We start from the raw sequence: 24,691 nt of genomic DNA, 5'->3' as shown, positions 1-24,691 counted from the left end.
GCCGCCGTCCATCCGGCGCTGGTATCGCGCGAGCCCCCCCTCGGGGAACGCCGGGAAAGCTACATGTGCTGCGTCGTCAGCAGACCGCGGTTCATGCGTTCGATAAGGTTCTTGCGCAGATGCAGGATGTACGCCCACACCAGCGCGAAGAAGATGCCCACGAAGCCCATCGACCAGTGCGTCAGCACCGCCAGGATGCCGAAGACCTGCAGCACGATGTTCGCCGGCAGCGCCCACGGCTTCTTCTGCAGGAACGCCATGACCACCATGGCCAGGCCGAGAATGGTGATGTACCAGATGGCGAACGTGGACCCGAACAGCCCACCGCCGTCGACGCGCGCGACGACCGTCAGACCCAGCAGCACGGAAATCGCCTGCATGATCAACGTTCCGGCCATCACTCCGCGCAGGCCCTTCATGGGGTCCTTCGCCGGCTCGTGCCCGGCGCCCAGCGGCCCGTACTTGCCGCCGTCGGACAAGTCGCGGCCCTCCTGGTAGGCGCGCAGTTCCTCGGCGGTCATGTCCGCTTGACGACGGCCGGCGCCATCGTGGGCCGGCGTGCCGGTGGATCGGTCGTCGGTCATTGGGGGTCCTTTCCGAACAGGGTGCGCGCCTCGCCCGCGGTGACCACCGAACCGGTGACCACCACGCCCGAACCGCTGACGATGCCGTCGCCGGAGTCGGTCTCCTCCGCCAGCGCGACGGCCAACTCGACCGCCGACGGCAGCGTGTCGATGCGGTGGATGCGTTCCTCGCCGTAGATCTGCTCCGCCAGCTCGGCGAGATCGTCGACGTGCAGGGCGCGCGGCGACGAGTTCTGCGTGACCACGAGCTCCTCGAAGTACGGCTCCAGCTCCTCGAGGATGCCGCGGGCGTCCTTGTCGCCGAGCACGGCCACGACGCCGACGACCTTGCGGAACTCGAACTCCGCGGTCAGCGCCTCGCGCAGCGCCTTGGCGCCGTGCGGGTTGTGCGCGGCGTCGACGAACACGGTCGGGGTGGAGCGGACGCGCTCGAGGCGGCCGGGTGACGTCACCGTCGCAAAGCCCTCGCGCACCGCGTCGATGCTGATCGGCCGGCCGGGGCCCGCGCCGAAGAACGCCTCGACGGCGGCCAGCGCGGTCGCGGCGTTGCGGGCCTGGTGCGGCCCGTGCAGCGGCAGGTGGATGTCCTCGTACTCGCCGGCCAGGCCGCGCAGCGTCAGGTTCTGGCCGCCGACCGCGAGAGTCTGCGACACGACGCCGTATTCGGCGCCGGCGCGGGCCACGGCGGCGTCGCATTCCACGGCGCGGGCCAGCAGCACCTCCATGGCCTCCGGCTCCTGCTCCGCGATGACGGCGACGTTGTCCGGCGGCGACAGCAGGTCCCCGGCGTCCCAGCGGGACTTGATGATGCCCGCCTTCTCCGCCGCGATCTCCGCGAGGGTGTCGCCCAGGTAGTCGGTGTGGTCGCGGCCGACCGGGCACACGACCGCCACGTCGGCGTGGGCGACGTTGGTCGCGTCCCACGTGCCGCCCATGCCGACCTCGACCACGGCGACGTCGACGGGTGCGTCGGCGAAGGCCGCGTAGGCCATGGCGGTGAGCACCTCGAACTTCGACATCCGGGGGCCACCATCGGCCTCCGACGCGGCGTCGACCATCTCCACGTACGGCTGGATTTCGCGCCAGATGCGCACGTAGTCGCGCGGGTGCAGCGGCGCGCCGTCGATGCCGATGCGCTCGGTGGCCAGCTGCAGATGCGGGCTGGTGGTGCGGCCGGTGCGGCGGCCCAGCGCGCGGACCAGCGACTCGATCATCCGCACCGTCGAGGTCTTGCCGTTCGTGCCGGCGACGTGGATGACCGGGGCGGACCGCTCGGGGTTGCCCAGCAGGTCCATGAGCTTCTCGATGCGCTCCAGAGACGGGTCGATCTTCGTCTCCGGCCAGCGCGTGTCCAGCTCGGCCTCGACGGCGGCCAGTTCCGCGAGATCCTCCCGGGTGACCTCCTCCGGGGCGGGAGCGTTGACGGGCTGGTCGACGTCGACGGGCAGGCTCAGGCCCTCGTCGTCCATCGACACCGCGCCGAAGCGGCCCAGCAGATCCACGTCGGCGCCGCCGTCGCGCTCCTCGGCCGACATGGCCACGCCGTCGGCGGCGGGCGACGCCTCGTCGAGTTCGCCGATCAGCTCCGCCGCCAGCTCGCGGGGCTCGGTGTCCTCCACGATCTCCGCGGTTGCGGGATCGAACCCGTCGTCGTCGGAAAGCTCCAGCGGTTCCCCGCCGTGGTCGTCGTTGCGGTCGGTCATGCCTTCGGCAGTCCCTCGAGTCGTGCGGTGATGCGCTCGATCTCCTCGCGCGCCACCTGGTTGCGGGTGCGGATCTTGTCCACCACGGCGTCGGGGGCCTTGGCCAGGAACGCCTCGTTGCCCAGCTTCTTCTCGGTGCCGGACAGCTCCTTCTCGGCGACGGCCAGGTCCTTCTCCAGACGCTTGCGCTCGGCGGCGACGTCGACGGTGCCGGAGGTGTCCAGCTCGACGGTGACCGTCGCCGTGGACAGGCGGACCTCGATGGAGGCGGTGGCGGTGAAACCCTCCGCCGGGGTCTCCAGGCGTGCCAGCGAACGGACGATGCCCTCCTGCGCCGCCAGATCCGCGGCCGCGGCGTCGAAGCGCGAGGGCACGCGCTGCGACGGCTTCACGCCCTGATCGGAGCGGAAGCGGCGCACCTCGGTGACCAGCTTCTGGGCGTCGTCGATGCGGCGGGCGGAGTCGGCGTCGAACGCGGCGTCGCCGTTGGCCTCGCCCTCGGTCGGCCAGGACGCGATGACCAGGGACTCCGGCGTGCCCTCGTCGCCGTCGGTCAGCGCCTTCCACAGCACCTCGGTGACGAACGGGATCGACGGGTGCAGCAGCCGCAGGACGGTGTCCAGCACGTGGCCCAGCACCAGGCGCGTCGACTCGGAACGCGCGGCCTGTTCGGCCGTCGGATCCTCGCCCTCGGCCAGGCGCGGGAAGTCCACCTTGGACATCTCCAGGTACCAGTCGCAGAACTCGTCCCACGCGAAGTGGTACAGCGCCTCGTTGGCCTTGGCGAACTCGTACTTGTCCAGCGCGGCGTCGACGTCGGCGCGGACCTGCTCCAGGCGGTCGAGGATCCAGCGGTCGGTGTCGGTCAGCGTCCCGCGCGCCGGCAGTTCACCGACGTACGCGCCATTCATCAGCGCGAAGCGGGTGGCGTTGAACAGCTTCGTGGCGAAGTTGCGGGAGCTCTGCGCCGAGTCCTCGCCCACCGGCAGGTCCGAACCGGGGTTCGCGCCGCGGGCCAGGGTGAAGCGCAGCGCATCGGCGCCGTAGTCGCGCACCCAGTCCAGCGGGTCGATGCCGTTGCCCAGGGACTTGGACATCTTGCGGCCCTGCTCGTCGCGCACCAGGCCGTGCAGGAACACGTCGGTGAACGGGATCTGCGGTCGGCCGTCGACGCCCTCGCCCAGCGGCGAGTTCGGCAGGGTGGCGGCGAAGGTCGAGAACATCATCATGCGCGCGACCCAGAAGAACAGGATGTCGTAGCCGGTGACCAGCACCGACGTCGGGTAGAACTTCGCCAGCTCCGGGGTGGCCTCCGGCCAGCCCATCGTGGAGAACGGCCACAGGGCCGACGAGAACCACGTGTCCAGCACGTCGGGGTCCTGGGTCCAGCCCTCCCCCGCCGGGGCCTCGTCGTCCGGGCCGACGCACACGATCTCGCCCTCGGGGCCGTACCAGATCGGGATGCGGTGGCCCCACCACAGCTGGCGCGAGATGCACCAGTCGTGCATGTCGTCGACCCAGTCGAACCAGCGCGGCTCCTGCGACGCCGGGTGGATCACCGTGTCGCCTTCGCGGATCGCATCGCCGGACATCTTGGCCAGCTCGTCGACCTTGACCCACCACTGCTCGGACAGTCGCGGCTCGATGACCTCGCCGGAACGCTCCGAGTGGCCCACCGAGTGGACGTAGGGGCGGATCTCCTTGACGATGCGCCCCTGCTCCCGCAGCGCCTCGGTCACGGCCGTGCGCGCCTCGAACCGGTCCATGCCGTCGAAGCGGGTGCCGGTGCCGGCGATGGTGCCGGTCTTGTCGATGACCTCCGGCATGTCCAGGTCGTGGCGCTGCCCCATGGCGAAGTCGTTCGGGTCGTGCGCCGGGGTGATCTTCACCGCGCCGGTGCCGAACTCCGGGTCGACGTAGTCGTCGGCGATGACCTGCAGCGTCAGGTCGTCGCGGAACGGATGCGGCAGGGTCTTGCCCACCAGGTTCGCGTAGCGCTCATCGTCCGGGTGGACGGCCACGGCGACGTCGCCGAGCATCGTCTCCACTCGGGTGGTGGCCACGACGATCGACTCGTCGTCGTCTCCGTAGCGGAACGACACGAGCTCGCCGTCGCGGTCCTCGTACTTGACCTCGATGTCCGAAATGGCGGTCTGCAGCACCGGCGACCAGTTGACCATGCGCTTGGCGCGGTAGATCAGGCCCCGGTCGAACAGCTCCTTGAAGATGGTCTGCACGGCGCGCGACAGCCCGTCGTCGAGCGTGAACCGCTCGCGGGACCAGTCGACGGAATCGCCGATCTGGCGCATCTGGTCGCCGATGACGCCGCCGTACTGCTTCTTCCACTCCCAGACGCGGTCGATGAACTCCTCGCGCCCGTAATCGAAGCGGTCCTTGCCCTCGGTCTCCTTCAGCTGCGCCTCGACCTTGGTCTGCGTGGCGATGCCCGCATGGTCCATGCCCGGCAGCCACAGCACCTCGAAGCCCTGCATCCGCTTGCGGCGGGCCAGGGCGTCCATCAGCGTGTGGTCCAGCGCGTGGCCCATGTGCAGCTGGCCCGTGACGTTGGGCGGCGGCAGCACGATGGAGTACGCCGGCTTGTCGCTGGAGGCGTCGGCGGTGAAGTACCCGGCATCCACCCAGCCCTGGTAGAGATCCGCCTCCACCTCGGAGGGGTTCCACGACTTCGGCAGATTGTCGGCGCGGTTCGGAAGATTCTCGGCGTTGGTCACGCCGCACAGTCTAGAGGGTCGCCCAGATCGCCCCGCCCACCACGTCCACCGCGCCACGAAGGCGGGCAGGCGCACACGTGCGGGAGGGGCCGTCGCAAAGCAAAGCAGCTTTGCGACGGCCCCTCCCGGACCGTCCGCGCATCCCGCGCGGCAACGGCGCGACCTACGGCAGCAGGTCCGCGACGGCCTCGCGCTCGGAGCGCAGCTCGGCGACGTTGGCGTCGATGCGGGCGCGCTGGTAGTCGGAGATCTCCAGGCCCTGGACGATCTCCCACTTGCCGTCGACGGAGCGGCACGGCATGCCGGTGACCAGGCCCTCGTCGATGCCGTAGGAGCCGTCCGACGGCAGGGCCACGGACACCCAGTCGTCGCCCGGCACGCCCTGGACCCAGTCGCGCATGTGGTCGATGGCCGCGGCGGCGGCGGAAGCGGCGGAGGAGGAACCGCGGACCTCGATGATCTCGGCGCCGCGCTTGGCCACGCGCGGGATGAACTCGTCGTCCAGCCAGGACTGCTCGACCAGGTCGGAAACCTTCTCGCCGCCGACGGTGGCGTACGTGACGTCCGGGAACTGGGTGGCCGAGTGGTTGCCCCACACGACGACCTTCTCGAAGTCGGTGACCGTGCGGTCCAGCTTGCCGGCCAGCTGCGACAGGGCGCGGCTGTGGTCCAGGCGCATCATCGCCGTGAACCGGTCGGACGGGATGTCCTTGGCGTGCTCGTTGGCGATGAGCGTGTTGGTGTTCGCCGGGTTGCCGACGACCAGCACGCGGATGTCGTCCGCCGCGTGATCGTTGAGGGCCTGGCCCTGCGGGCCGAAGATCTTGCCGTTGGCGGACAGCAGGGCGGAGCGCTCCTCGCCCTTGCCTCGCGGCTTCGCGCCGACCAGGAACGCCGCGTTGGCGCCGTCGAACGCCTTGTTCGGGTCATCGGTGATGTTGATGCCGCGCAGCAGCGGGAACGCCGAGTCCTGCAGCTCCATGGCGACGCCCTCGGTGGCTCCCAGCGCGGCCGGGATCTCGAGGAGGTTCAGCTCCACGGGGACGTCGTAGCCGAAGACGTCGCCATGGGCGAGGCGGAAGAGAAGGGAGTACGAGATCTGGCCTGCGGCGCCGGTGACGGCGACCTTCACGGGAGAAACGCTCACGATTGTCCTTTCATGGATTTCCTTTGACGCCGTCCACGCTAGTGCCGTTCGGGCAGGGGCGCAGACGGGGGCGAACGCGGCGGCGGAATCGAGAAAGGCTATAGCATGAACCCGATCCCGCCCCAGTTTTCATCTTTCGGAGCCAGACCGGCCCCGCAGCCCGGGCGGTCACCCCCGATTTACCGTCGGGAACCACCCGAAAGCGTGGAAAGGCGATTCATGAAGGCCACAGGCAGCACCGACGCGATCCCCCACGCCGTCCTCGAGGCGGCGCTCGGCGAATTCACCGCCAAGGGGTACGCGGATGCGCGTCTGGACGCCATCTCGTCGTCGTCCGGCGTTTCCAAGCGGATGCTCCACTACCACTGCGGCGACAAGATGGGCCTGTACCGCACGACCATGAACCACGTGCTGCGGCTGCTGCGGCCGGACCCGGACGATCTGCGAGTCGATTCCGAGGTGCCGGTCGACGTGCTGCGCCACGTGGTCGGCGTCATCTTCGATTGCTTCGCCGACAACCCCTCGGCGGTGCGCTTCATCGCGCAGGAGAACATGCACCCGATCCTGCCGCTGGAGGAGTCCTCGGCGATGGCGGAGCAGTCCCCCATCGTCCTGGAATTCGACCGCGTGCTGCTGCTGGGCCGCGACTACGGCGCCTTCCGCACGGACGTCTCCGCGCTGGACATCTATTACATCGTGGCGTCGATGGCGCAGTTCCCCACGCTCAACGAGCGCACCTTCGGCAACCTCTACAGCCTGGAGCTGACGTCGGAGACGCTCATCGACCGCCTGCGCGAGATGGCCCGCGACGCCGTGACCGGGTTCCTCACCGCGTCGACGACGTGGCAGCACGGCACGTCCTACGTGACCACCACCCCGCGGCGGAAGGTCGAGCCGCGCCTGGTCGACGAGGTCTACGCCGACGATTCCCCCGCCGGACTCGACGAGCGCGCCGACGGCGACGTCGCCCCCTCGTTCACCGACATGTACGACGAAGGCGACGAGTAGCGCATCAGCCGCGCCGTGCCTTCCCTGGTGCACGACGGACGCGCCGCCCGCGATTCGTGAACGACGCACGCCCACGGTTCGCGCATGGCGCGCCGCCCACGGTTCGGGAGCGCCGCACGCCGATGATTAGCGTCCCAGGGGAATCGGAGTAGCCTTCATTTCGATACTCATCGAACTGAATGGAAGGTTTCCCGTGACCGCTCCCACGCACCCCGCGCCCCCGCAGGCGCGGATGTCGTTCCTGGACCGTTGGCTGCCGGCGTGGATCATCCTCGCCATGGCGCTCGGCCTCGCGCTGGGGCGGTTCTTCCCCGGCATCGGCGACGCCTTGGGCGCAATGGAGGTCGGTGGGATTTCCCTGCCCATCGCCCTCGGCCTGTTGGTGATGATGTACCCGCCGTTGGCCAAGGTCCGCTACGACAAGGCCGGTGAGATCGCCGCCGACAAGCGGCTGATGACCGTCTCCCTGCTGCTCAACTGGGTGCTCGGCCCTGCGTTCATGTTCGCGCTGGCGTGGATCTTCCTGCCGGACGAGCCCGCCCTGCGCACCGGCCTGATCATCGTCGGCCTCGCCCGCTGCATCGCCATGGTGCTGGTGTGGAGCGACTTGTCCTGCGGCGATCGCGAGGCCACCGCCGTCCTGGTGGCCATCAACTCCGTGTTCCAGGTGATCATGTTCGGCGTGCTCGGCTGGTTCTACCTGCAGATCCTGCCGTCCTGGCTGGGGCTCGCAACGACCAGCGCGGAATTCTCCTTCTGGTCGATCGTCACCTCGGTCGTCGTGTTCCTGGGCATCCCGCTGCTGGCCGGCGTCGTCTCCCGCATCGTCGGCGAGAAGACCCGGGGCCGCGACTGGTACGAGAACACCTTCATCCCCCGCATCTCGCCGCTGGCGCTGATCGGCCTGCTGTACACGATCGTGCTGCTGTTCTCCCTGCAGGGCGAGCAGATCACCTCGCAGCCGTGGACGGTCGCCCGCCTGGCGCTGCCGTTGCTGGCCTACTTCGTCGGCATGTTCCTCATCGCCTTGGCCGCGTCGAAGGCGTCGGGCATGAACTATGCCCAGTCGGCGTCGGTGTCCTTCACGGCTGCGGGCAACAACTTCGAGCTGGCCATCGCCGTGGCCATCGGCACGTTCGGCGCGACGTCCGCCCAGGCGCTGGCGGGCACGATCGGACCGCTCATCGAGATCCCGGTGCTGGTCGGCCTGGTCTACCTCATGCTGTGGATCGGCCCGAAGCTCTTCCCCGGCGACGCGACGCTGCCCGACCGCGGCGGCTCCACTCGCCCCGCTGCGTAGTAGCCTGCGCCGCCCGCGCCCGTCCGTTACGCGCTGCGCTCGTCCGGCTCGGCGAGCACCAGCTCCGGTGCCTCACCGTCGGTGACGCAGCCGCGGTGGATGATCACCTGAGCGATGTCGTCGCGATCCGGCACGTCGAACATCACCGGCACCAGGATCTCCTCCATGATGCCGCGCAGGCCGCGGGCGCCGGTCTTGCGCTCGATGGCCTTCGACGCGATGGCGTGCAGGGCGTCGGAGTCGATGCGCAGCTCGACGCCGTCCATTTCGAAGAGGCGCTCGTACTGGCGGACCAGCGAATTGCGCGGCTCGGTGAGCACGCGCACCAGCGCCTCCTCATCGAGGTTGGTCACCGACGCGATGACGGGCAGTCGGCCGATGAACTCGGGGATCAGGCCGAAGCGGATCAGGTCCTCCGGCAGCACCTCGCGGAACGGGTCGACCTCGTCGAGATCGGACTTGGAGTGCACGTCCGCGCCGAAGCCCAGGCCCTTCTTGCCCACGCGCTCCTGCACCACCTTCTCCAGGCCCGCGAAGGCACCGGCGACGATGAACAGGACGTTGGACGTGTCGAACTGGATGAACTCCTGGTTCGGGTGCTTGCGCCCACCCTGCGGCGGCACGGACGCCACGGTGCCCTCGAGGATCTTCAGCAGCGCCTGCTGCACGCCCTCGCCGGAAACGTCGCGGGTGATGGACGGGTTCTCCGACTTGCGGGAGATCTTGTCCACCTCGTCGACGTAGATGATGCCGCGCTGCGCCTTGGCCACGTCGAAGTCGGCGGCCTGCAGCAGCTTGAGCAGGATGTTCTCCACGTCTTCGCCGACGTAGCCGGCTTCGGTGAGGCTGGTGGCGTCGGCGATGGCGAAGGGAACGTCGAGCTTGCGGGCCAGCGTTTGCGCCAGGTGCGTCTTGCCACAGCCGGTCGGGCCGAGCATGAGGATGTTCGACTTCGACAGTTCGACGTCGTCGCGCGAGCCCTGCTCCTCGGCGCGGATGCGCTTGTAGTGGTTGTAGACCGCGACGGCCAGCGTGCGCTTGGCCACGTCCTGGCCGATGACGTACTCGTCGAGGAAGTCGCGGATCTCGGCGGGGCGGGGCAGGCGATCGCCGTTTTCCGACGACGACGAGCCGGTGTCGAGCTCTTCCTCGATCATCTCGTTGCACAGCTCGATGCACTCGTTGCAGATGTAGACGCCCGGTCCCGCGATGAGCCTTTTGACCTGCTTCTGGCTCTTCCCGCAGAAGGAGCATTTCAGCAGATCGGCGCTTTCCTGCATGCGTGCCATATCCGGTCCGGCCCCACTTCCCTGGTCGTGTCTTCGGCGGTTGTCGGCGGCTGGTTCGCCCGCCGCCTCCTGGGTTCAACCCCGTCGGCGGCCCCGATATTCCGCTGCCCCCGCGTTACCGCCGCGGGCGCAATCGCCCCAAGCCTAGCCGCACGCCCGGATCAGCCCCATCAGCCGCGGGGCCCGGCGCGCCGTCGCGTGTTTTCCGCTTTACGACGGGCCGCCGCCCCCGTTTCGCGGCCTGGCTTTTCGGACGCCCCGCCACCCGGAGAGGCCAGCGCGGCCGGAGAGACCGACGCGGCCGTAGGGGCCGGCGCGGTCAGCGCGGTCAGCGCGATCGACTCAGCGCAGCGACCGGGCGGCGGCGATGAGCGGGATCTGCAAGGGCAGGCGCCCATAGGCGATGGCGCGCTTCGAGGGGCTCTTGCCGCGCCAGTCCCAGGCCATTTTGATGTTGCCCACCCAGAGGGCGGTGAGCAGTACCGCCGCGACCGTTGCAGCGGCGCTGCGGGTCCGCGGCATCAGAAGCGCCGCCGCAGTGCCGACCTCGATGACGCCGGACCCGACCGTCCAGGCGCGCTTCGGGCCGGGCAGGAATTCCGGGATAAGTCGGTCGACGACGCGGGCGGTCTTCGGCGGGAAGTGCAGGGCTCCGACTCCGGCCAGCGGCACGAGGACGGCCGCGAGACGCACCGATTCGGGAATCTGCATGGACATGACGACACTCCTCGGCGAATGGTCAACGGGTACCGGCGCGAAACCGCTTTTAACCGGCTTTTCCACCTTACTCGGGTCCCGCTCGATTGCTTTCGAATTTGCATTCACCGGAAACCGAATGCGCCCGCGTTCCGGTACGAGCCGGCAAGTTCGTCCTTCTCTCGCCTTGCCGACCGGTGAATTGTCTCGCCCGTGAGGCCCTCGCCAGACGGGAGCGCCCGATCCACACACGCCCAGAATGCACCCCGAGCATCCGCCAAGGGATGACGGGCCGCCATCGAGATGCCCCCCCCCAACAGGTGGGGCCCTATTCGCATCGCACACCAGACAAAGCCACGTCATCGTTCTCGGAAGTTGCCTGCTATCTGCAGATCAGGAGGTCTGGACGGGTTCGGACGAGATTGTGAGCGTCTCGGGGTGCGCCGTCCGGCAGGCCTGCGGCATGCGGTGACCAAGTGCGCTGTGTGGCCCGAACGTTCTGAACCAGTGGGCTGCTGGGCGGTCCCGAAACTGACGTCGACGACCCCGAGCCAAGGTTGCGGCTCCGGCTCTGTTCGACCATCAACGGTGAGATCCGGGCCCCGGCCAGCTTATTGCCGTAAGAATGGCCTCGTGGTGCTCCTGCCACGGCGGCCACTCGCTCGGCGATCACTTAGCCATAGCGGAAAGTTCGATTTCGGACTGTTGGGCCAAAGGGGCGTACCACCCCGGACTGGTCGTTTAGATCGCCGTGAAGCAGATAGATTCTCATATCCACCGTGTCGAGAGGGAGATCGGTGTGCAGAGAACGTGATTCTCGCCCCCCCCGCGTGGTGTTCGAGGCCTATGCCTGGCGTATCCCGTAAGGGGCGAGATCGCCCATTGGGCGCTCGGCAGTGCAGCCGGGGGCACGACTGCTGCCCCAGGTCTGGGCGTGCCGATGAAGAGCGACGGGCGTCTTCCCTGCCCCGGACACGTCCATTTTCTTATGGTGCGACTGTGCGATGCCCTGTTTCGGGAACCGATCGCGCCGCTCCCTCGCGGGTGGGGGGCGGAAGGTGCTGGCGGATGCGGTCGGCTGCGACCGTTGTAATGCATGGACAGGCGCCTGCGCATCTCGCTGGGGTACTTGCGTGGCGCAGGCTCGTCAGTGCTCGTTTCCGTGGCTTCACTGCCTCGTGCGTCCTCAGAGAGAAGCACCCTGCGGCTCTGTCCGGCGCTTTGGGAATGCAGCCTCGAAGGGCCCGATCCACATTGCCACCTTCGATTCGCCGCAACCGCCGAACGAAAGGCCGCAAAGCATGGGATGACCCCTCTCGAACGGTTCAGATGCTGCGATGTGGATCGGGGTGTTGCAACGACCGCTAGAACCCAAGCAGGCAGCCCGAACACGCGAAAACCCGGCCCCCATCGGGGAACCGGGTCAAACGCCGGATCGCTCACGGGTCAGCCCGAAGGCCGGTGCCCGACTCCGCCGCTATTTCTTCAGCTTGCGGTACTCGAAGACCTGGTCGATGATGCCGTACTCCTTGGCCTGCTCGGCCGTGAGGATCTTGTCGCGATCGGTGTCCAGGCGCACCTGCTCGGCGGTCTGACCGGTGTGCTGCGCCAGGGTCTCCTCCATCAGCTTGCGCATGCGCTCGATCTCGGCGGCCTGGATCTCCAGGTCGGACACCTGGCCCTGCACGCCCTGGGTGGCGGGCTGGTGGATCAGGACGCGCGCGTTCGGCAGCGCGGCACGCTTGCCCGGCGCACCGGCGGCCAGCAGCACGGCGGCGGCGGACGCGGCCTGCCCCAGGCAGACGGTGTTCACGTCGGGGCGGACGTACTGCATGGTGTCGTAGATCGCCATCAGGGAGGTGAACGAACCACCCGGCGAGTTGATGTACATGGTGATGTCGCGGTCCGGGTCCAGCCCCTCGAGCACCAGCAGCTGCGCCATGATGTCGTTGGCGGCGGTGTCGTCCACCTGCGATCCGAGGAAGATGATGCGCTCCTCGAACAGCTTGTTGTACGGGTTGGATTCCTTGGCGCCGAAGCTGGAGTGCTCGACGAAGGACGGCAGCACGTAGCGCGACTGCGGCATCTGCATGTTGTTGCTCATCTCCATGTTCATTTCGTGCTTCTGGCTCAGGTTCTCGGCCCGCCCGGCGAATCCGGCGTCGCCGGCGATGTCGCGGTTCATCTCGCGTTCCTCGCTTTCCGACGCCGGCCTACTGGCCGGAATCCTGCTCGTCGGCGACGTCGGCGGCGTTCTCGGCGTTGCGCTCGGCATCGTCGCTGGCGGTGTTGCCGGTGCCGTTCTTGGCGTCGTTGGCGTCCTTCAGGGACGTCACCACGTGGTCGACGAAGCCGTACTCCAGCGCCTCGGCCGCGGTGAACCAGCGGTCGCGGTCGGAGTCCTCGACGATGCGCTCCAGCGGCTGGCCGGTGTGCTCGGCGATCAGGCGCGCCATTTCCTTCTTCGTCTGCGCGAACTGCTCGGCCTGGATGGTGATGTCGGAGGCGGTGCCGCCGATGCCGGCGGACGGCTGGTGCATCATGATCCGGGCGTGCGGCAGGGCGTAGCGCTTGCCGGGCGTGCCGGCGGACAGCAGGAACTGGCCCATCGAAGCCGCCAGGCCCATGCCGTAGGTGGCCACGTCGCAGGGCACGAACTTCATGGTGTCGTAGATGGCCATGCCGGCGGTGACGGAGCCGCCCGGGGAGTTGATGTACAGCGCGATGTCGCGCGTCGGGTCCTCGGCCGACAGCAGCAGCATCTGGGCGCACAACTTATTGGCGATCTGGTCGTCGACCTGGTCGCCGAGGAAAAGGATGCGCTCCTTCAGCAGCTTGTCGAACACGGAGTCGGCCGGGGCGTGGTTCTGGTCGCTCATCGAAAAAGGGTTTCCCTTCCATTTCGCCTTCGCCGCCTTTGACGGGCGGGCCGCCTGTGACGGGCGGGATCTCTCATTGAGGGTAACGAAAGGGACCGCCCCTTTGTTTCGGGACGGCCCCATGTTCGCTGTCAGCGTCGGGGGCCGGGGATCAATGGCTGATGTTCCCCGGCCGGGCCCGCGTGATGCGGTCGAGCCGGGGTCGTCGTAAAGCCTTGCTTTGCGACGTGCCCCGTCCGGCGCTTCTTTACTTCTCGGCGTCGGCGGCCTCGTCGGCCTTGGCCTCGGTGTTGTCGGCGTCGGCGGCCTCGGCCTCGCCGAAGAACTCGGCGACGTCGATGTCGTTGCCGTCGGTGTCCTTGACGGTGGCCTTCAGGATCGACACGGCCAGGGCCTTGCCGCGGCGGACGTCGGCGAAGAGGTTGCCGAGCTGGCCCGACTGCTGGATCTGCTGGATGAACTGGTTCGGGTCCATGCCGTAGGACTGCGCGGTGAACAGGATGTGGTCGGTCAGCTCCTGCTGGGAGACCTCGGGCTGCTCGGCCTCGGCCAGCTCGTCGAGGAACAGCTGGGTGCGCACGGCCTCTTCGGCGGAGGTGCGGGAGTCGGCGTCGAACTGCTCGCGGGTGGTGCCCTGCGCCTCGAGCATGCTGTTCAGCACGGCCTCGTCGCCGCCGAACTGGCCGAGCAGCTGCTGCAGCTGGCCGTCGACCTGCTCCTTGACGACGCCCTCCGGCAGCGGCACCTCGGTCTTCTCGAGGGCCGCGGCGAGGACCTTGTCGCGGATCTGCTGGGCCTGCTCGCCCTTCTTGGTGTTCTCGACCTGCTTGGCCAGGTCCTCGCGCAGCTCGTCGATGGTGTCGAACTCGGAGGCCATCTGGGCGAACTCGTCGTCGGCGTCGGGCAGCTGGCGGACCTTGACGGACTGGACGGTGACGGTGACCTGGGCGTCCTCGCCCTCGTGGTCGCCGGCGACCAGCTTGGTGCCGAACTCCTTGGACTCGCCCTGGGCCAGGCCGGTGACGGCCTCGTCCAGGCCGTCGATCAGGTCGCCGGAGCCGACCTGGTAGGACAGGCCCTCGGTGGAGGCCTCTTCCAGCTCTTCGCCGTCGACGGTGGCCGACAGGTCGATGGAGATGAAGTCGCCGTCCTCGACGGCGCGCTCGACGCCGGTGAGGGTGCCGAAGCGGGCGAGGAGGTTGTCCAGCTCGGACTGCACGGCCTCGTCGTCGGCCTTGAGGGCGTCGACCTCGACGGAGATGTCGGAGAAGTCCGGCAGCTCGATCTCGGGGCGGACGTCGACCTCGGCGGTGAACTCGACGACGTCGCCGTCCTCCAGCTTGGTCACGTCGACCTCGGGCTGGCCGATGACCTTCAGGTCGTGCTCCTCGACGGCCTGGCCGTAGCGGGACGGGACCATCTCGTTGAGGACCTGCTCCAGGATCGGGCCGCGGCCGACGCGCGCCTCGATCAGCTTGGCCGGGGCCTTGCCCTTGCGGAAGCCGGGGATCTGGACCTGCTGCGACAGGGCCTCGTGGGCCTTGTCGAACTCGGGCTTCAGCTCGTCGAAGGGGACCTCGACGGTGATCTTGACGCGGGTGGCGCTCTGCTGCTCGACGGAGGACTTCACTGGTTGCACACTCCTGTTAGTAGATTGTGAGGCAAATGATTTCACAGACCACGGGAGTGCCCGTGATGCTGGTCGGGGTAGCGGGATTTGAACCCACGGCCCCTCGCTCCCAAAGCGAGTGCGCTACCAAGCTGCGCCATACCCCGTTGTGAATACGTCGTGCAGTCTACGTGGCCCCCGTTCGGGGAGCATTCACCGCCCCGGCTTAAGCCTGCGGGGCGGCGATTATGGCGCGTGGCGCGGCGTGCGCTATAGTTTCCCCCACGTTCACACGGGGCGGTTTCCGCTTTACGACGGATCGGTCGCCCCGCTTGAGCTGCGGGGATGTCGTATAGTGGCTAATACCTCAGCCTTCCAAGCTGAAGACGCGGGTTCGATTCCCGTCATCCCCTCCACGTGTTGCGAAGCGGCGCGGTCCCCTTGGGCCGCGCCGCTTCTTCGTGTGGCGGTGTCGCCGTCCGGTCATGTCACGGTTGCGTAGACGCGCGGTCACAACTTAACGGCAGTGCCTTTCGCGGTCTTTTGACGTCCGAAATCGTCAGTATCGTGGACGGCATGGATCCCCGCATCATCGACAAGGACACCGGCGTGGAGCTGTGGACGGCGGCGGAATGCGCCGAGTTCACCGGCACCGCGCGCGGCACGTTCACCAGTTACGCGGGACGAGGCAAGGCACCCGTTCCCGCGACGAAGCTCCACGGCCTGACGCTGTGGAACTCCGATGACGTGCGGGAATGGCAGAAGGGCCGCGAGGAGCGCAAGAAGTAGCGCCCGCCGGTCACGGCACCGACCGCACCCGGTAGACCAGCACCGCGCCGATCGCCGTGAGGATGCCGGCGAAGACGTACAGCCCCGGGTAGCCGCCCAGGGACGACAGCGCGAACGCCGCCAGCACCGGCGACACCATGTTGGGGCCGGCGACGGCGAGGTTCATGACGCCGACGTCGCGGCCGCGTTCGTCGGCCTTCGGCAGCACCTGGTTGATCATGGCCTGATCGACGGCCATGAACACGCCCCACGACAGCCCCAACAGCACGGCGGCACCGATGACCGTCGCGAAGGATCCGGCGAACGCCATGATCGCGCAGGCACCCGCGACGCCCAGGGACGACGCCGCCACGAATACGCGGCGCTTGCCGATCGCGTCGGAGATCTTGCCGGACAGGATCGCCGTGACCACGACGCACAACGCGTAGACGCCGGTGAGGACCAGCACTCCGGTGTCCGGGTCGCCGTGGCCGATGTGGTCGCGCAGGTAGTAGAAGAGGTAGAACAGCGCGACGGAGTTGCCCGTGGTCACCAGGAACCGGGCGATGAACACCCAGGTGAAATCGCGGTACAGGCCGCCGGGTGCGTCGGCGACGGCGGGAACGACGGCGGTCTCGCCCCCGTCATCGTCGTAAGGCACCGGTGACAGCGGGCCCATCGAGCGGACCCGGGAGACGTCGCGGAAACCGGGGAGGAACTGGCCGATGCCGATCAGCAGCAGCGCCGCGGTGACGATGTAGGCCAGGCCGAGGTCGAACATGGTGGCCACGACCGTGCCGAGCACCACGCCCAACGTGTACGTCAGGCCGAGCACCCCGGACACGACGCCGTATTGGTTGTCCGGCACGGTGTCCGGCGCCACGGCCTGCGCCGCGTTGATCGACGCGGCGATGGCCAGCTGGAACACCGACCAGCCGATGGTCAGCGCGACGAAGCCGGGGGCGGCGCCCATGAACATCAGCGCACCGGCGGCCGCGAGCCCGCCGAAGAGGATCCACGGGGCGCGACGGCCCCACCGGGAGTTCGTGCGATCCGACAGCCAGCCGGCCAGCGGGTGCCCGATGATGGAGAAGAACCCGCCGATGGCCATGAGCAGCGCCAGCTTCTGCTCCTTCTCCCCCGGGTGCCACACGAGGATCTGCTGCGCCAGCAACAGCTGCGTCGGCGCCGCCCACGAGATGTTTTGGCCCAGGTAGAGCAGGCCGTAACGGAAAATCCAGCCCGTGGTCACCGGCGTGCGTTGGGCGGGGTCGGAGGTGAAGCGGCCGACGTCGGCGAGGGCGCGTTCGGCGGGGCTCATGAGACGGCTCCGTCCGTGTCGCCGGAACCGGAGCCGGAGTCGGTGGCGCCGGAGCCCGCAGTGCCGGCGCGCACGTTGGGGTCGGTGTTCTCGTCGGCGACGGGGTACCGGCGGCCCACGGTGTAGCGCTCGTGGAGTTCCGGCGTGATGCGCCCGGCCACCGCCAGTTCGGCGAGCATGCGGCCCGACGGCTTCACCGTTCGCTCCTGCGTGCCGTAGTCGAGGTGGACGATGCCGAACCGCGGCTCCTCGCCGTCGGCCCATTCCCAGTTGTCCACGAAACACCAGTGGTAGTAGCGCTCGATGGGCACGTCGGACTCGGCGATCGCCCGCAGGTGCTCCAGGATGAACCGCGGCCGGAACGACTCCAGCCGGCGGTCGGCGGCCGCGGCCTCGGCGTTGGCGTAGTCGGCAACGGAACCGCTTTGCTTTGCGACGCCCCCGTCCCCATGCCCGCCATTCGAACCGCTTCCGCTCGAACCACTGCTGCTCGAACCACTGCCGCTCGAACCGTGTCCGCTCGGGCCCGGGTCGCCCAGATCGCAGGTGCCGTTCTCGGTGATCCACACGGGACCGCCGAATCGCTGGTGCAGGTCGCGGGCGCATTCGACCAGGCCCTCGGGGTGGATCTCCCACCCGAGATCGTTGACGGGTGCGCCGACGAAGGTGCCGTCGTCGAGCTTGTCCACGGCCGTGCGCGAGTAGTAGTTCAGCCCGAGGAAGTCGTGGTGGCGGCCCGACGGCAGGTCGCGGCCCATCTTCGCGCCGCCCAACAGAGGGTGGAACTTCCCGGCCAGGTGCGCGTCGGCGACGATGTCCTGGAACAGGTGCCGGTTCACGCGCGCCAGCCCGCGGTGGAGGGGATTGCGTGGATTGCGCGGCGCGAACGCGCGGGCATGGTGGGCAATGCCGACCTTCGCCCGATCGCCCTGGATGCCGTGGATCAGCTCGTAGCCGCGGATGTGCGATACGGCGGTGTTGCGCAGCACCGCCATGGTGTCGCGCCACGACTTGTTGCCGGGCGGCCCGGAGCGGAACATGTGGGCCTGCGTGGCGTAGACGTTCGGTTCGTTGATGGTCACCCATTCGTCGACGAGGTCGTCGAGCGCCCGCACCGTCGTCTCCGCGTACCGCAGGTACGCCGCCGCCGAATCCTTCGCGGTGAAACCGCCGCGCGCCGCGAACCAGCGGGGGTTGACGAAGTGGTGCAGCGTCACCAGGGGCCGGATGCCCTTGTCGCGCAGATCGGCGATCTCCTCGCGGTAGCGGTCCAACACGGCATGGTGGAACTCCCCCGGGCGCGGTTCGATGCGCGCCCACTCCACGCCGAGGCGCGCGATCGGCAGCCCCAGCGACGCCATCAGGTCGTTGTCCTCGCGCCACCGGTTCCAGTGGTCGGTGGCGCGCAGCGGCGTCGACCCGTCGGCGATGTTGCCGGGCACGCGGGCCCAATCCAGCCAGTCGTTGTTCTCGTCGCCGCCCTCGATCTGGGCGGCCGCCGACGCCGTGCCGATGAGCAGGCCGTCGAGGTCGACGTCGCGAAGCAAAGGTTCCGCGGCCGCCGAGGTTCTCGGCATGGGCTCCAACGTGCGGGCGCGTGCGGGGTCCGGAGTTGACATGGCGTCAGACTATGTGTCGCAGTTGGCTGAATTCATGCTTTTCGTCGCGAACGTTATGGCCCCGAGATTTTGCCCCGGGATTCGGTGGGGGCAGCGCGGGAAAAATCGGGGCCGCGAGGGCACGCGCGGGCCGTCGGCACGCCCCCGGATCACGGGAAATTCTCGCCGCGATGGAACGAATTCGCGGCCTCGCCCGTTGTCAGTGGTGAAGTTGCACGAGAAATAACCGCACCATGCAACCCACCCCAACATCGCGTTAGGACCGTGACCCACCAGATGGAAGCCTTCCTCCTCATCGCCGTCGTGATCATCGGCGGAGTCCTGCTCATCCAGATGGGCCAGAAGCGACAGAACAAGGCCATCGAGCAGAAGGCCCACGACGAGGTGGCCGATGCCGTCGCCGACGCCCGCCGCTGGATCGAGCGCCTGGGATCGCAGGTGCTGTCCATCGCCGGTTCCGATACCGCGTCGACGCAGGCCATGGCCGACGCGTCGGAGCGCTACAACGCGGCGTCCGCGCAGATTTCGACCGCGAACACGGTCACGCAGGCGAGCCTGGCGCGGGAGTCCGCGCTCGAGGGGCTGCACTACGTCAACGCCGCCCGCGAGATCATGGGCATGCCCGCCGGGCCGCAGCTGCCGCCTCTCGAAGGCCAGCGCGCCGCCGGTTCCGTGACCGAGCAGCGCACCATCGAGCACGAGGGGCGCCAGATCTCCGCCTCGCCCGTGGCCACCGAGGACACCCCGAACTACTACCCCGGCGGCAAGGTCGCCGGGCGTCCGGTGCCCGCCGGCTGGTACTCCGAGCCGTGGTGGCAGTCGGCGCTGCGCACCGGCATGTGGACCATGGGCTCGGTGCTGCTGTTCTCCATGATGTTCAACGGCATGGCCGGCGTGGCGTACGCCGCCTCCGACTTCGAGAGCGGCGCCGGCGACGGATCCGAGGGCGCCGGTGACGCGGGTGACGCGGGTGCGGGCGACGGTGGTGACGCCGGAGACGCCGGAGAAGGCGGCGACATGGGCGACGGTGGCGACGCCGGCGACATGGGCGATGCCGACGGTGACGGCGGCGGCTTCTTCGACGGCGGCATGTTCGGAGGCGACGGCGGCGACGGCGGCGGTTTCTTCGACGGCGGCGGATTCGACTTCGACTTCTAGCCCGGGGGCGGGGTTTCCCCGCCCCTGACTCTCTCGCCTGGCTCCCCCGACTTCCCCCAGACGTTTCACTCCCGACACCCGCGGCCCGCGATGGCCGCGGGTTTCGTGCATATGCGGTTACACCCTCCGCGAGCTTCTCCTCATAATCGCAGGTCACGGGCTTCACTTCTGCGGCCCTGGCATCACATGTGCACGAAGCCGCGCGACCGTTTGCTTCACGACGCCGCCGCCGACGACGAGATCGCGAAACGAGACCCCTACCGCGATCTCGTCGAATGGGGTGGGCGCCGCCGACGACGAGATCGCGAAACAAGACCCCTACCGCGATCTCGTCGAATGGGGTGGGCGCCGGCCCGTCGCAAAGCAAAAGCGGCACCCCACGCCAAGTGGGATGCCGCTGAGACGATGAGGGGCACGCGACGCCGGGCGCGGAGCCCGACGCGACCCGGGCGCGTTACTCCTGCTCGGGCAGGGCGGGGGCGATGCCGGTCTTCTCGTACTCGGCGAGGATGTCGATGCGGCGCTGGTGGCGCTCCTCCTCGCTCCAGGGCTGGGCGACGAAGGCATCGACGATGGCCAGCGCCTCCTCCTCGGAGTGCATGCGGCCACCGAGGCCGATGAGCTGGGCGTTGTTGTGCTCGCGGGCCAACTTCGCGGTCTCCACCGACCAGGCCAGCGCGCAGCGGGCGCCCTTGACCTTGTTCGCGGCGATCTGCTCGCCGTTGCCGGAGCCGCCGAGCACGATGCCCAGGGAGCCCGGGTCGTTGACGGTGCGGGAGGCGGCCTCGATGCAGAAGGCCGGGTAGTCGTCGGCGGCGTCGTACACGTGGGCGCCGCAATCGACGACCTCGTGGCCCGCCTTTTCCAGGTGGTCCTTGATCAGGTTCTTCATCTCGAAACCGGCGTGGTCCGCGCCAAGGTAAATACGCATGGGGCAAGCATAACCAGGTGGCGGCGCGGGGGTGCGCAGCGTCGCCCCGACTCGACGGACTCCCGACAACACCGCCGGTCAACGCCGTTCGACATCCCATTCGATGCATAAACATAAGCGATCCGGGCGGCGTGCGAATCTGCGGTTGCTGCACAGGTCGCAGCCCCCATCGGGCGAATGAACGCCGGATCGGGTCCCCGGCGCCGGGCCGTTGGCAAAGGCGCCACTACGCATCAGGAGTGCACCATGAAGAAGTCCACCATCGCCGCCGGCCTCGCCGCACTGGCCCTCACCCTCGCCGCCTGCGATGGCTCTACGTCGTCGACGGCGTCCGCCGACGCCGCCGATTCCAACGGCGCGGCGGCCGCTGAGCAGTCCGGTCCCGCCACCATCGGCGACACCGTCAACCTGGGTGAGGCGGACGTCACCGCTTCCAACTTCCGCAACGCCGGCGCCGATGTCTTCGGCGACAACCAGGTCTGCGCCGACGTGTCCGTGGTGAACACCTCGGACGCCGAGACCATCAGCCTCAACGCCTTCGACTGGGAACTCACCGATCCCAACGGCGTCATCCTGAGCACGGAGTTCGGTGGCGCGACCGACTATGACGCAGTCGAGCTCGCCCCGGGCGGCAGCAAGTCCGGCACCCTGTGCTTCAAGTCGGATGGGGCGCCGGGCGAGTACACGCTGACCTACGAGGAGATGTTCAGCTTCACCTCGGAACCGACGCAGTGGAAGGCCTCCCTGTAGGTCGCCCCAGGCCCGGCACACGCAGGCGTAAAGTTGCTGGGGAGCGTGTCTTTTCACCATCCCCGGCAATCCAAGGAAGCCCCGTGCACCGGCCCCCAGCAGTCCGCACCGTCCGCCACGACATCAACACGAAGCCGTTCATCGTGATCTGGGAGGTGACGCGGGCGTGCGGCCTGGTCTGCAAGCACTGCCGCGCCGACGCCCAGCATGAGCCGCACCCGGATCAGCTGAGCACGGAGGAAGGCAAGCGGCTGCTCGACGCGCTGTCGTCGTACGAGCGGCCGCTGCCGCTGGTGGTCCTCACCGGCGGCGACCCCTTCGAGCGCGATGACCTGGAGGAACTGGTCGCCTACGGCACCGAGCGCGGCCTCAACGTCTCGCTGTCGCCGTCGGTGACGCCGAAGCTGACGCCGGAGCGCGTCCAGTCGCTGCGCGAGGCCGGTGGCAAAGCCATGTCCATGTCGTTGGACGGCGCGACCGCCGCCACCCACGACGCGTTCCGCGGCTTCTCGGGCACGTTCGACAAGACCGTCGAGATGGCGCCCGTCATCAACGAGGCCGGCTACCGACTGCAGATCAATTCCACGCTGACGCGCGACAACATCGGCGAGGCCCCGGCGCTGCTGAAAAAGGTCATCGGGATGGGCGCGAAGATGTGGTACGTCTTCTTCCTCGTGCCCACCGGCCGCGGCACGGCGCTCAATTGCCTGTCACCCGACGAGCGCGAGGACGTGCTCAATTGGCTCGTCGACGTCTCCGACCGCATCGCCATCAAGACCACGGAGGCTCCGCAGTACCGCCGCGTGGTGCTGCAGCGCCGTGAGGCGGAGGAGTCCGGTGCCCCGAAGTACGTCGGTGGCCCGCTTTACGACGAGCTGACGGCCGAGACCACCCGCCTGCTCGGCGAGCATCCCGACAAGCCCCGTCCGCCGCGCTCCCCCATGGCCGTGAATTCGGGGTCGGGTTTCGCGTTCATCGACCACGTCGGCGACGTGTACCCCAACGGTTTCCTGCCGATGCACTGCGGCAACGTCATGGAAACCCACTTCCCGGAGATCTACTCCGAGTCGCCGGTGTTCAAGGAGCTGCGCGACCCCGACAATTGGCACGGAAAGTGCAGCGTGTGCGGGTTCCACAACGTCTGCGGCGGTTCACGCTCAACGGCTTTTGCACTGACCGGCGACTACCGGGCCTCCGACCCGACGTGCGCCTACGTCCCGCCGGCGTGGCACCCCGATGCCGATGTCGTCGAGGGCGACGGCGCGACGTCCGCGGACCTGGCGGAAATCGGCAGCGGGCCGGGGGGCGACGTGCATGCCGCCGGTGCGGCCGGGGCGCACACCCCGGCGCTGAAGCTCACCGTCGTCGACGGTTCAAAGGGGATGTGAGGGGCCGGCGAAAGACCCCCGGACCGGTCACACCGGGGCACCGGTGCACCGGGGCACCGGTGCACCGGGCAAAGTGAGCACTCAAGAGGTGTGCGGCTAACTCTCGAACCGCCAGCGCTCCCCCGACGATTCGTCGACGAGCACCAGGGCGGATTCGTCGGGTTTCTCCACCAGACGCGACCCACCCAGCGCCCTGCCCATCTGCTCCTGTGCGCCGGTCACGTCCGGGCACGCCATGCGGGTGGCCCCGAGGGCCCCGAAATCGATGGTCGTCGGCTCACCCTCGGTGATGGACACCTGGCCGAACAATCGATTGCACGAATCCGTGCCCCGTAGCTCGGTCGCCTCGATGCGGAAACTGGCGTTCCGGTCGGCTTCCAGATGCCAATCCACGCCGGAAATGTCGGTGGCAGCGACGATCGGTGGCGGGCCGGGATCGGGATCCGAACCACCGCACGCGGCCACCATCACGCCAGTGGCAAGGGCGAACGCGAAGATCGCCGCACGGGCGAAAGTCCTCCGGCGTTTCACGGCCTCGCCTCCAGACGCACCGAGGGCACCGGCCGCGCCACCGGTGACTCACACCGGCTGCAGCCCCGGCGCCGCATAAGAGTCACGCCTCCCGCACTCGCCGGGCGTAGTCCGGGTTCTTGCGCAGGAACCGCCGAACGGCCGGGCAGGTCGCCACGATCTCGTCGCCCGCGGCGAGCGCCTGGTCGAGGGCTTCCTGGATCAGCAGCTTCGAAAGTCCCCGGCCCTCGAAGGCCGAGGCGATCTCGGTGTGGGTGAAATCGCGCATGCCGGTGAACTTCTCGTAGTACGCGAAACCGGCGTACTCGTCGTCGACGAGCAGCGCGAAACGATGGTTCTCCAATTCGTCTCGAACCTCGATCGCAGGGCCGGAAGCGGCCCGGGAATCCGCGGCCGCGGCCTCCCCCGCCCGATCCACGCCCGTCACGTCATCGTTGCTCATGGTTGCGCGTCCCTTCGCGTCCGCGATGGCCGTCGTAAAGCCGGTTCTAGTCGAACTCGGGGTTCTCGGTACGCGAGCGCTTCAGCTCGAAGAAGTGCGGATAACCGGCCAGCGCCACCGAGCCGTCGAAGATGCGGCCGGCCTCCTCGCCGCGCGGGATGCGGGTGAGCACGGGGCCGAAGAAGGCGGTGTCGCCCAGCTTGACCACCGGGGTGCCCACGTCGTTGCCCACCGAATCCATTGCGCCGGCGTGGTACTCGCGCAGCTTCGCGTCGTAGGTCTCCGCGTGGGCGGCGTCGAACCGCTCGGCGGGCAGGCCGACGGCGGCGAGCGACTCGCGGATGATCTCGTCGTAGCCCTCCGGGGTGTCCTTGCCGCCCTGGCCGCCATCGTGAATGCGGGTGCCCATCTCGGTGTAGAGCGCGTCGAGCTTGTCCTCGCCATCCTCGACGGCGACGGCGGTGAACACGCGCGCCGGCGCCCAGTTGGCGGTCATCTTCTGCTTGTAATCCTCGGGCAGCTCGTCGCGGCCCTCGTTGAGCACCGCCAGGCTCATCGGCTGCCACTTCACCTCGATGTCGCGGACCTGCTCGACCTCCTTGATCCACCGGGAAGTGATCCAGCAAAACGGGCAGGAAACGTCGAACCAGAAGGTGACGGACTCGCGGTTGGTGGTCATGGCAACGCCTTTCGTCGTGGAATCTCTGACGAACGCCAGAATAGACGAAAAATTATGTTGACGCATCACCAATTAGGGATTGCTTGACGACGCCGCCGGGCACTCGGTCCGCCCGCCCCTGCGATACACGGGGCAAGGCCATGCGGCGAGATCATGC

Annotated in this window: 21 protein-coding genes and 2 tRNA genes; 7 read left to right on the top strand and 16 right to left on the bottom strand. The window is 68.4% G+C overall.

Annotated features, from left to right (window positions below):
• Positions 1 to 59 precede the first annotated feature (59 nt).
• The 4 genes from CX1_RS04245 to CX1_RS04230 form a co-directional block, all read right to left on the bottom strand.
• Entirely contained in the window at positions 60 to 521 is a 462-nt protein-coding gene (locus tag CX1_RS04245; protein ID WP_046650500.1) for a DUF4233 domain-containing protein, read from the bottom strand.
• A 59-nt stretch (positions 522 to 580) separates the two neighbouring features.
• Positions 581 to 2,119: a bifunctional tetrahydrofolate synthase/dihydrofolate synthase gene (gene folC, locus CX1_RS04240; RefSeq protein ID WP_046650501.1), complete on the bottom strand. Its 1,539-nt coding sequence runs from the start codon at positions 2,117 to 2,119 to the stop codon at positions 581 to 583.
• 164 nt (positions 2,120 to 2,283) lie between these two features.
• Positions 2,284 to 5,019, bottom strand: coding sequence for a valine--tRNA ligase (locus CX1_RS04235; protein ID WP_244465476.1), 2,736 nt, complete (start codon positions 5,017 to 5,019; stop codon positions 2,284 to 2,286).
• Between the two features lie 163 nt (positions 5,020 to 5,182).
• Entirely contained in the window at positions 5,183 to 6,166 is a 984-nt protein-coding gene (locus CX1_RS04230) for a malate dehydrogenase (RefSeq protein WP_046650493.1), read from the bottom strand.
• Between the two features lie 219 nt (positions 6,167 to 6,385).
• On the opposite strand from CX1_RS04230, the gene CX1_RS04225 reads away from it, so the two are divergent.
• Entirely contained in the window at positions 6,386 to 7,174 is a 789-nt protein-coding gene (locus CX1_RS04225; protein ID WP_052753209.1) for a TetR/AcrR family transcriptional regulator, read from the top strand.
• A gap of 232 nt (positions 7,175 to 7,406) precedes the next feature.
• Positions 7,407 to 8,474, top strand: coding sequence for an ACR3 family arsenite efflux transporter (gene arsB, locus CX1_RS04220; RefSeq protein ID WP_046650494.1), 1,068 nt, complete (start codon positions 7,407 to 7,409; stop codon positions 8,472 to 8,474).
• A 26-nt stretch (positions 8,475 to 8,500) separates the two neighbouring features.
• Here the strand turns inward: arsB and clpX are convergent, their stop codons facing one another.
• The 6 genes from clpX to CX1_RS04190 all read right to left on the bottom strand — a co-directional run bounded on the left by clpX (position 8,501) and on the right by CX1_RS04190 (position 15,114).
• Entirely contained in the window at positions 8,501 to 9,763 is a 1,263-nt protein-coding gene (gene clpX, locus CX1_RS04215) for an ATP-dependent Clp protease ATP-binding subunit ClpX (protein WP_046650495.1), read from the bottom strand.
• 342 nt (positions 9,764 to 10,105) lie between these two features.
• A complete protein-coding gene (locus CX1_RS04210; protein ID WP_046650496.1) occupies positions 10,106 to 10,480 on the bottom strand; it encodes a DoxX family protein in 375 nt (124 codons plus the stop codon).
• A gap of 1,456 nt (positions 10,481 to 11,936) precedes the next feature.
• Positions 11,937 to 12,551, bottom strand: a complete 615-nt coding sequence (locus tag CX1_RS04205) for an ATP-dependent Clp protease proteolytic subunit (RefSeq protein WP_371415653.1) — start codon at positions 12,549 to 12,551, stop codon at positions 11,937 to 11,939.
• A gap of 121 nt (positions 12,552 to 12,672) precedes the next feature.
• On the bottom strand, positions 12,673 to 13,338 hold the full coding sequence (locus CX1_RS04200; RefSeq protein WP_082719087.1) for an ATP-dependent Clp protease proteolytic subunit: 666 nt from the start codon (positions 13,336 to 13,338) through the stop codon (positions 12,673 to 12,675).
• Positions 13,339 to 13,585: 247 nt separating this feature from the next.
• On the bottom strand, positions 13,586 to 14,968 hold the full coding sequence (gene tig, locus CX1_RS04195; protein WP_046650497.1) for a trigger factor: 1,383 nt from the start codon (positions 14,966 to 14,968) through the stop codon (positions 13,586 to 13,588).
• A gap of 69 nt (positions 14,969 to 15,037) precedes the next feature.
• Positions 15,038 to 15,114: transfer RNA gene (locus CX1_RS04190), tRNA-Pro, on the bottom strand.
• A 174-nt stretch (positions 15,115 to 15,288) separates the two neighbouring features.
• Here CX1_RS04190 and CX1_RS04185 point away from each other — a divergent pair.
• Together CX1_RS04185 and CX1_RS04180 are read left to right on the top strand one after the other, a co-directional pair.
• Positions 15,289 to 15,363 (top strand) — tRNA-Gly (locus tag CX1_RS04185).
• A gap of 160 nt (positions 15,364 to 15,523) precedes the next feature.
• Positions 15,524 to 15,736: a helix-turn-helix transcriptional regulator gene (locus CX1_RS04180; protein WP_046650506.1), complete on the top strand. Its 213-nt coding sequence runs from the start codon at positions 15,524 to 15,526 to the stop codon at positions 15,734 to 15,736.
• A gap of 10 nt (positions 15,737 to 15,746) precedes the next feature.
• On the opposite strand, the gene CX1_RS04175 is transcribed toward CX1_RS04180, so the two are convergent.
• Both CX1_RS04175 and CX1_RS04170 read right to left on the bottom strand, forming a co-directional pair.
• Positions 15,747 to 17,036, bottom strand: a complete 1,290-nt coding sequence (locus CX1_RS04175) for an MFS transporter (protein ID WP_060925317.1) — start codon at positions 17,034 to 17,036, stop codon at positions 15,747 to 15,749.
• The gene (locus tag CX1_RS04170; protein WP_082719086.1) at positions 17,033 to 18,655 is read right to left on the bottom strand and encodes a glycoside hydrolase family 1 protein; all 1,623 of its coding nucleotides are present in this window, start codon (positions 18,653 to 18,655) and stop codon (positions 17,033 to 17,035) included. Before CX1_RS04170 ends, CX1_RS04175 begins: the two co-directional genes overlap by 4 nt.
• 276 nt (positions 18,656 to 18,931) lie before the next feature.
• On the opposite strand from CX1_RS04170, the gene CX1_RS04165 reads away from it, so the two are divergent.
• Complete coding sequence (locus CX1_RS04165) at positions 18,932 to 19,813, top strand: hypothetical protein (RefSeq protein ID WP_046649492.1); 882 nt, start codon at positions 18,932 to 18,934, stop codon at positions 19,811 to 19,813.
• Between the two features lie 454 nt (positions 19,814 to 20,267).
• On the opposite strand, the gene CX1_RS04160 is transcribed toward CX1_RS04165, so the two are convergent.
• On the bottom strand, positions 20,268 to 20,744 hold the full coding sequence (locus CX1_RS04160; RefSeq protein ID WP_035123591.1) for a ribose-5-phosphate isomerase: 477 nt from the start codon (positions 20,742 to 20,744) through the stop codon (positions 20,268 to 20,270).
• A 246-nt stretch (positions 20,745 to 20,990) separates the two neighbouring features.
• Between CX1_RS04160 and CX1_RS04155 the strand changes: the two genes are divergently transcribed.
• Together CX1_RS04155 and CX1_RS04150 are read left to right on the top strand one after the other, a co-directional pair.
• Positions 20,991 to 21,494 (top strand): DUF4352 domain-containing protein, encoded by a 504-nt coding sequence (locus CX1_RS04155; protein WP_046649491.1) that lies wholly within the window; start codon positions 20,991 to 20,993, stop codon positions 21,492 to 21,494.
• A gap of 83 nt (positions 21,495 to 21,577) precedes the next feature.
• On the top strand, positions 21,578 to 22,882 hold the full coding sequence (locus tag CX1_RS04150; protein WP_113569964.1) for a TIGR04053 family radical SAM/SPASM domain-containing protein: 1,305 nt from the start codon (positions 21,578 to 21,580) through the stop codon (positions 22,880 to 22,882).
• 96 nt (positions 22,883 to 22,978) lie between these two features.
• Here CX1_RS04150 and CX1_RS04145 read toward each other — a convergent pair whose 3' ends face one another.
• The 3 genes from CX1_RS04145 to CX1_RS04135 all read right to left on the bottom strand — a co-directional run bounded on the left by CX1_RS04145 (position 22,979) and on the right by CX1_RS04135 (position 24,534).
• Positions 22,979 to 23,413, bottom strand: coding sequence for an META domain-containing protein (locus tag CX1_RS04145; RefSeq protein ID WP_244465368.1), 435 nt, complete (start codon positions 23,411 to 23,413; stop codon positions 22,979 to 22,981).
• 82 nt (positions 23,414 to 23,495) lie between these two features.
• A complete protein-coding gene (locus tag CX1_RS04140; RefSeq protein WP_082719084.1) occupies positions 23,496 to 23,855 on the bottom strand; it encodes a GNAT family N-acetyltransferase in 360 nt (119 codons plus the stop codon).
• A gap of 46 nt (positions 23,856 to 23,901) precedes the next feature.
• Positions 23,902 to 24,534: a mycothiol-dependent nitroreductase Rv2466c family protein gene (locus tag CX1_RS04135; protein ID WP_046649489.1), complete on the bottom strand. Its 633-nt coding sequence runs from the start codon at positions 24,532 to 24,534 to the stop codon at positions 23,902 to 23,904.
• Positions 24,535 to 24,691 lie beyond the last annotated feature (157 nt).

This window comes from Corynebacterium xerosis NBRC 16721 = ATCC 373, from assembly GCF_001552415.1.
Taxonomy (GTDB): domain Bacteria; phylum Actinomycetota; class Actinomycetes; order Mycobacteriales; family Mycobacteriaceae; genus Corynebacterium; species Corynebacterium xerosis.
The sequence above is the reverse complement of the archived record's forward strand: the minus strand, read 5'-3'. Positions and strand labels throughout refer to the sequence as shown.

What these genes read in the sequence shown, in the direction of transcription:
- CX1_RS04205 (WP_371415653.1), bottom strand. Translation starts at nt 12,551, where the DNA reads ATGCAGATGCCGCAGTCGCGCTACGTGCTGCCGTCCTTCGTCGAGCAC.
- CX1_RS04210 (WP_046650496.1), bottom strand. Translation starts at nt 10,480, where the DNA reads ATGTCCATGCAGATTCCCGAATCGGTGCGTCTCGCGGCCGTCCTCGTG.
- CX1_RS04160 (WP_035123591.1), bottom strand. Translation starts at nt 20,744, where the DNA reads ATGCGTATTTACCTTGGCGCGGACCACGCCGGTTTCGAGATGAAGAAC.
- CX1_RS04140 (WP_082719084.1), bottom strand. Translation starts at nt 23,855, where the DNA reads ATGAGCAACGATGACGTGACGGGCGTGGATCGGGCGGGGGAGGCCGCG.
- CX1_RS04225 (WP_052753209.1), top strand. Translation starts at nt 6,386, where the DNA reads ATGAAGGCCACAGGCAGCACCGACGCGATCCCCCACGCCGTCCTCGAG.
- CX1_RS04175 (WP_060925317.1), bottom strand. Translation starts at nt 17,036, where the DNA reads ATGAGCCCCGCCGAACGCGCCCTCGCCGACGTCGGCCGCTTCACCTCC.
- CX1_RS04180 (WP_046650506.1), top strand. Translation starts at nt 15,524, where the DNA reads ATGGATCCCCGCATCATCGACAAGGACACCGGCGTGGAGCTGTGGACG.
- folC (WP_046650501.1), bottom strand. Translation starts at nt 2,119, where the DNA reads ATGTCGGCCGAGGAGCGCGACGGCGGCGCCGACGTGGATCTGCTGGGC.
- CX1_RS04245 (WP_046650500.1), bottom strand. Translation starts at nt 521, where the DNA reads ATGACCGCCGAGGAACTGCGCGCCTACCAGGAGGGCCGCGACTTGTCC.
- clpX (WP_046650495.1), bottom strand. Translation starts at nt 9,763, where the DNA reads ATGGCACGCATGCAGGAAAGCGCCGATCTGCTGAAATGCTCCTTCTGC.
- CX1_RS04200 (WP_082719087.1), bottom strand. Translation starts at nt 13,338, where the DNA reads ATGAGCGACCAGAACCACGCCCCGGCCGACTCCGTGTTCGACAAGCTG.
- arsB (WP_046650494.1), top strand. Translation starts at nt 7,407, where the DNA reads ATGTCGTTCCTGGACCGTTGGCTGCCGGCGTGGATCATCCTCGCCATG.
- CX1_RS04155 (WP_046649491.1), top strand. Translation starts at nt 20,991, where the DNA reads ATGAAGAAGTCCACCATCGCCGCCGGCCTCGCCGCACTGGCCCTCACC.
- CX1_RS04135 (WP_046649489.1), bottom strand. Translation starts at nt 24,534, where the DNA reads ATGACCACCAACCGCGAGTCCGTCACCTTCTGGTTCGACGTTTCCTGC.
- CX1_RS04165 (WP_046649492.1), top strand. Translation starts at nt 18,932, where the DNA reads ATGGAAGCCTTCCTCCTCATCGCCGTCGTGATCATCGGCGGAGTCCTG.
- CX1_RS04170 (WP_082719086.1), bottom strand. Translation starts at nt 18,655, where the DNA reads ATGTCAACTCCGGACCCCGCACGCGCCCGCACGTTGGAGCCCATGCCG.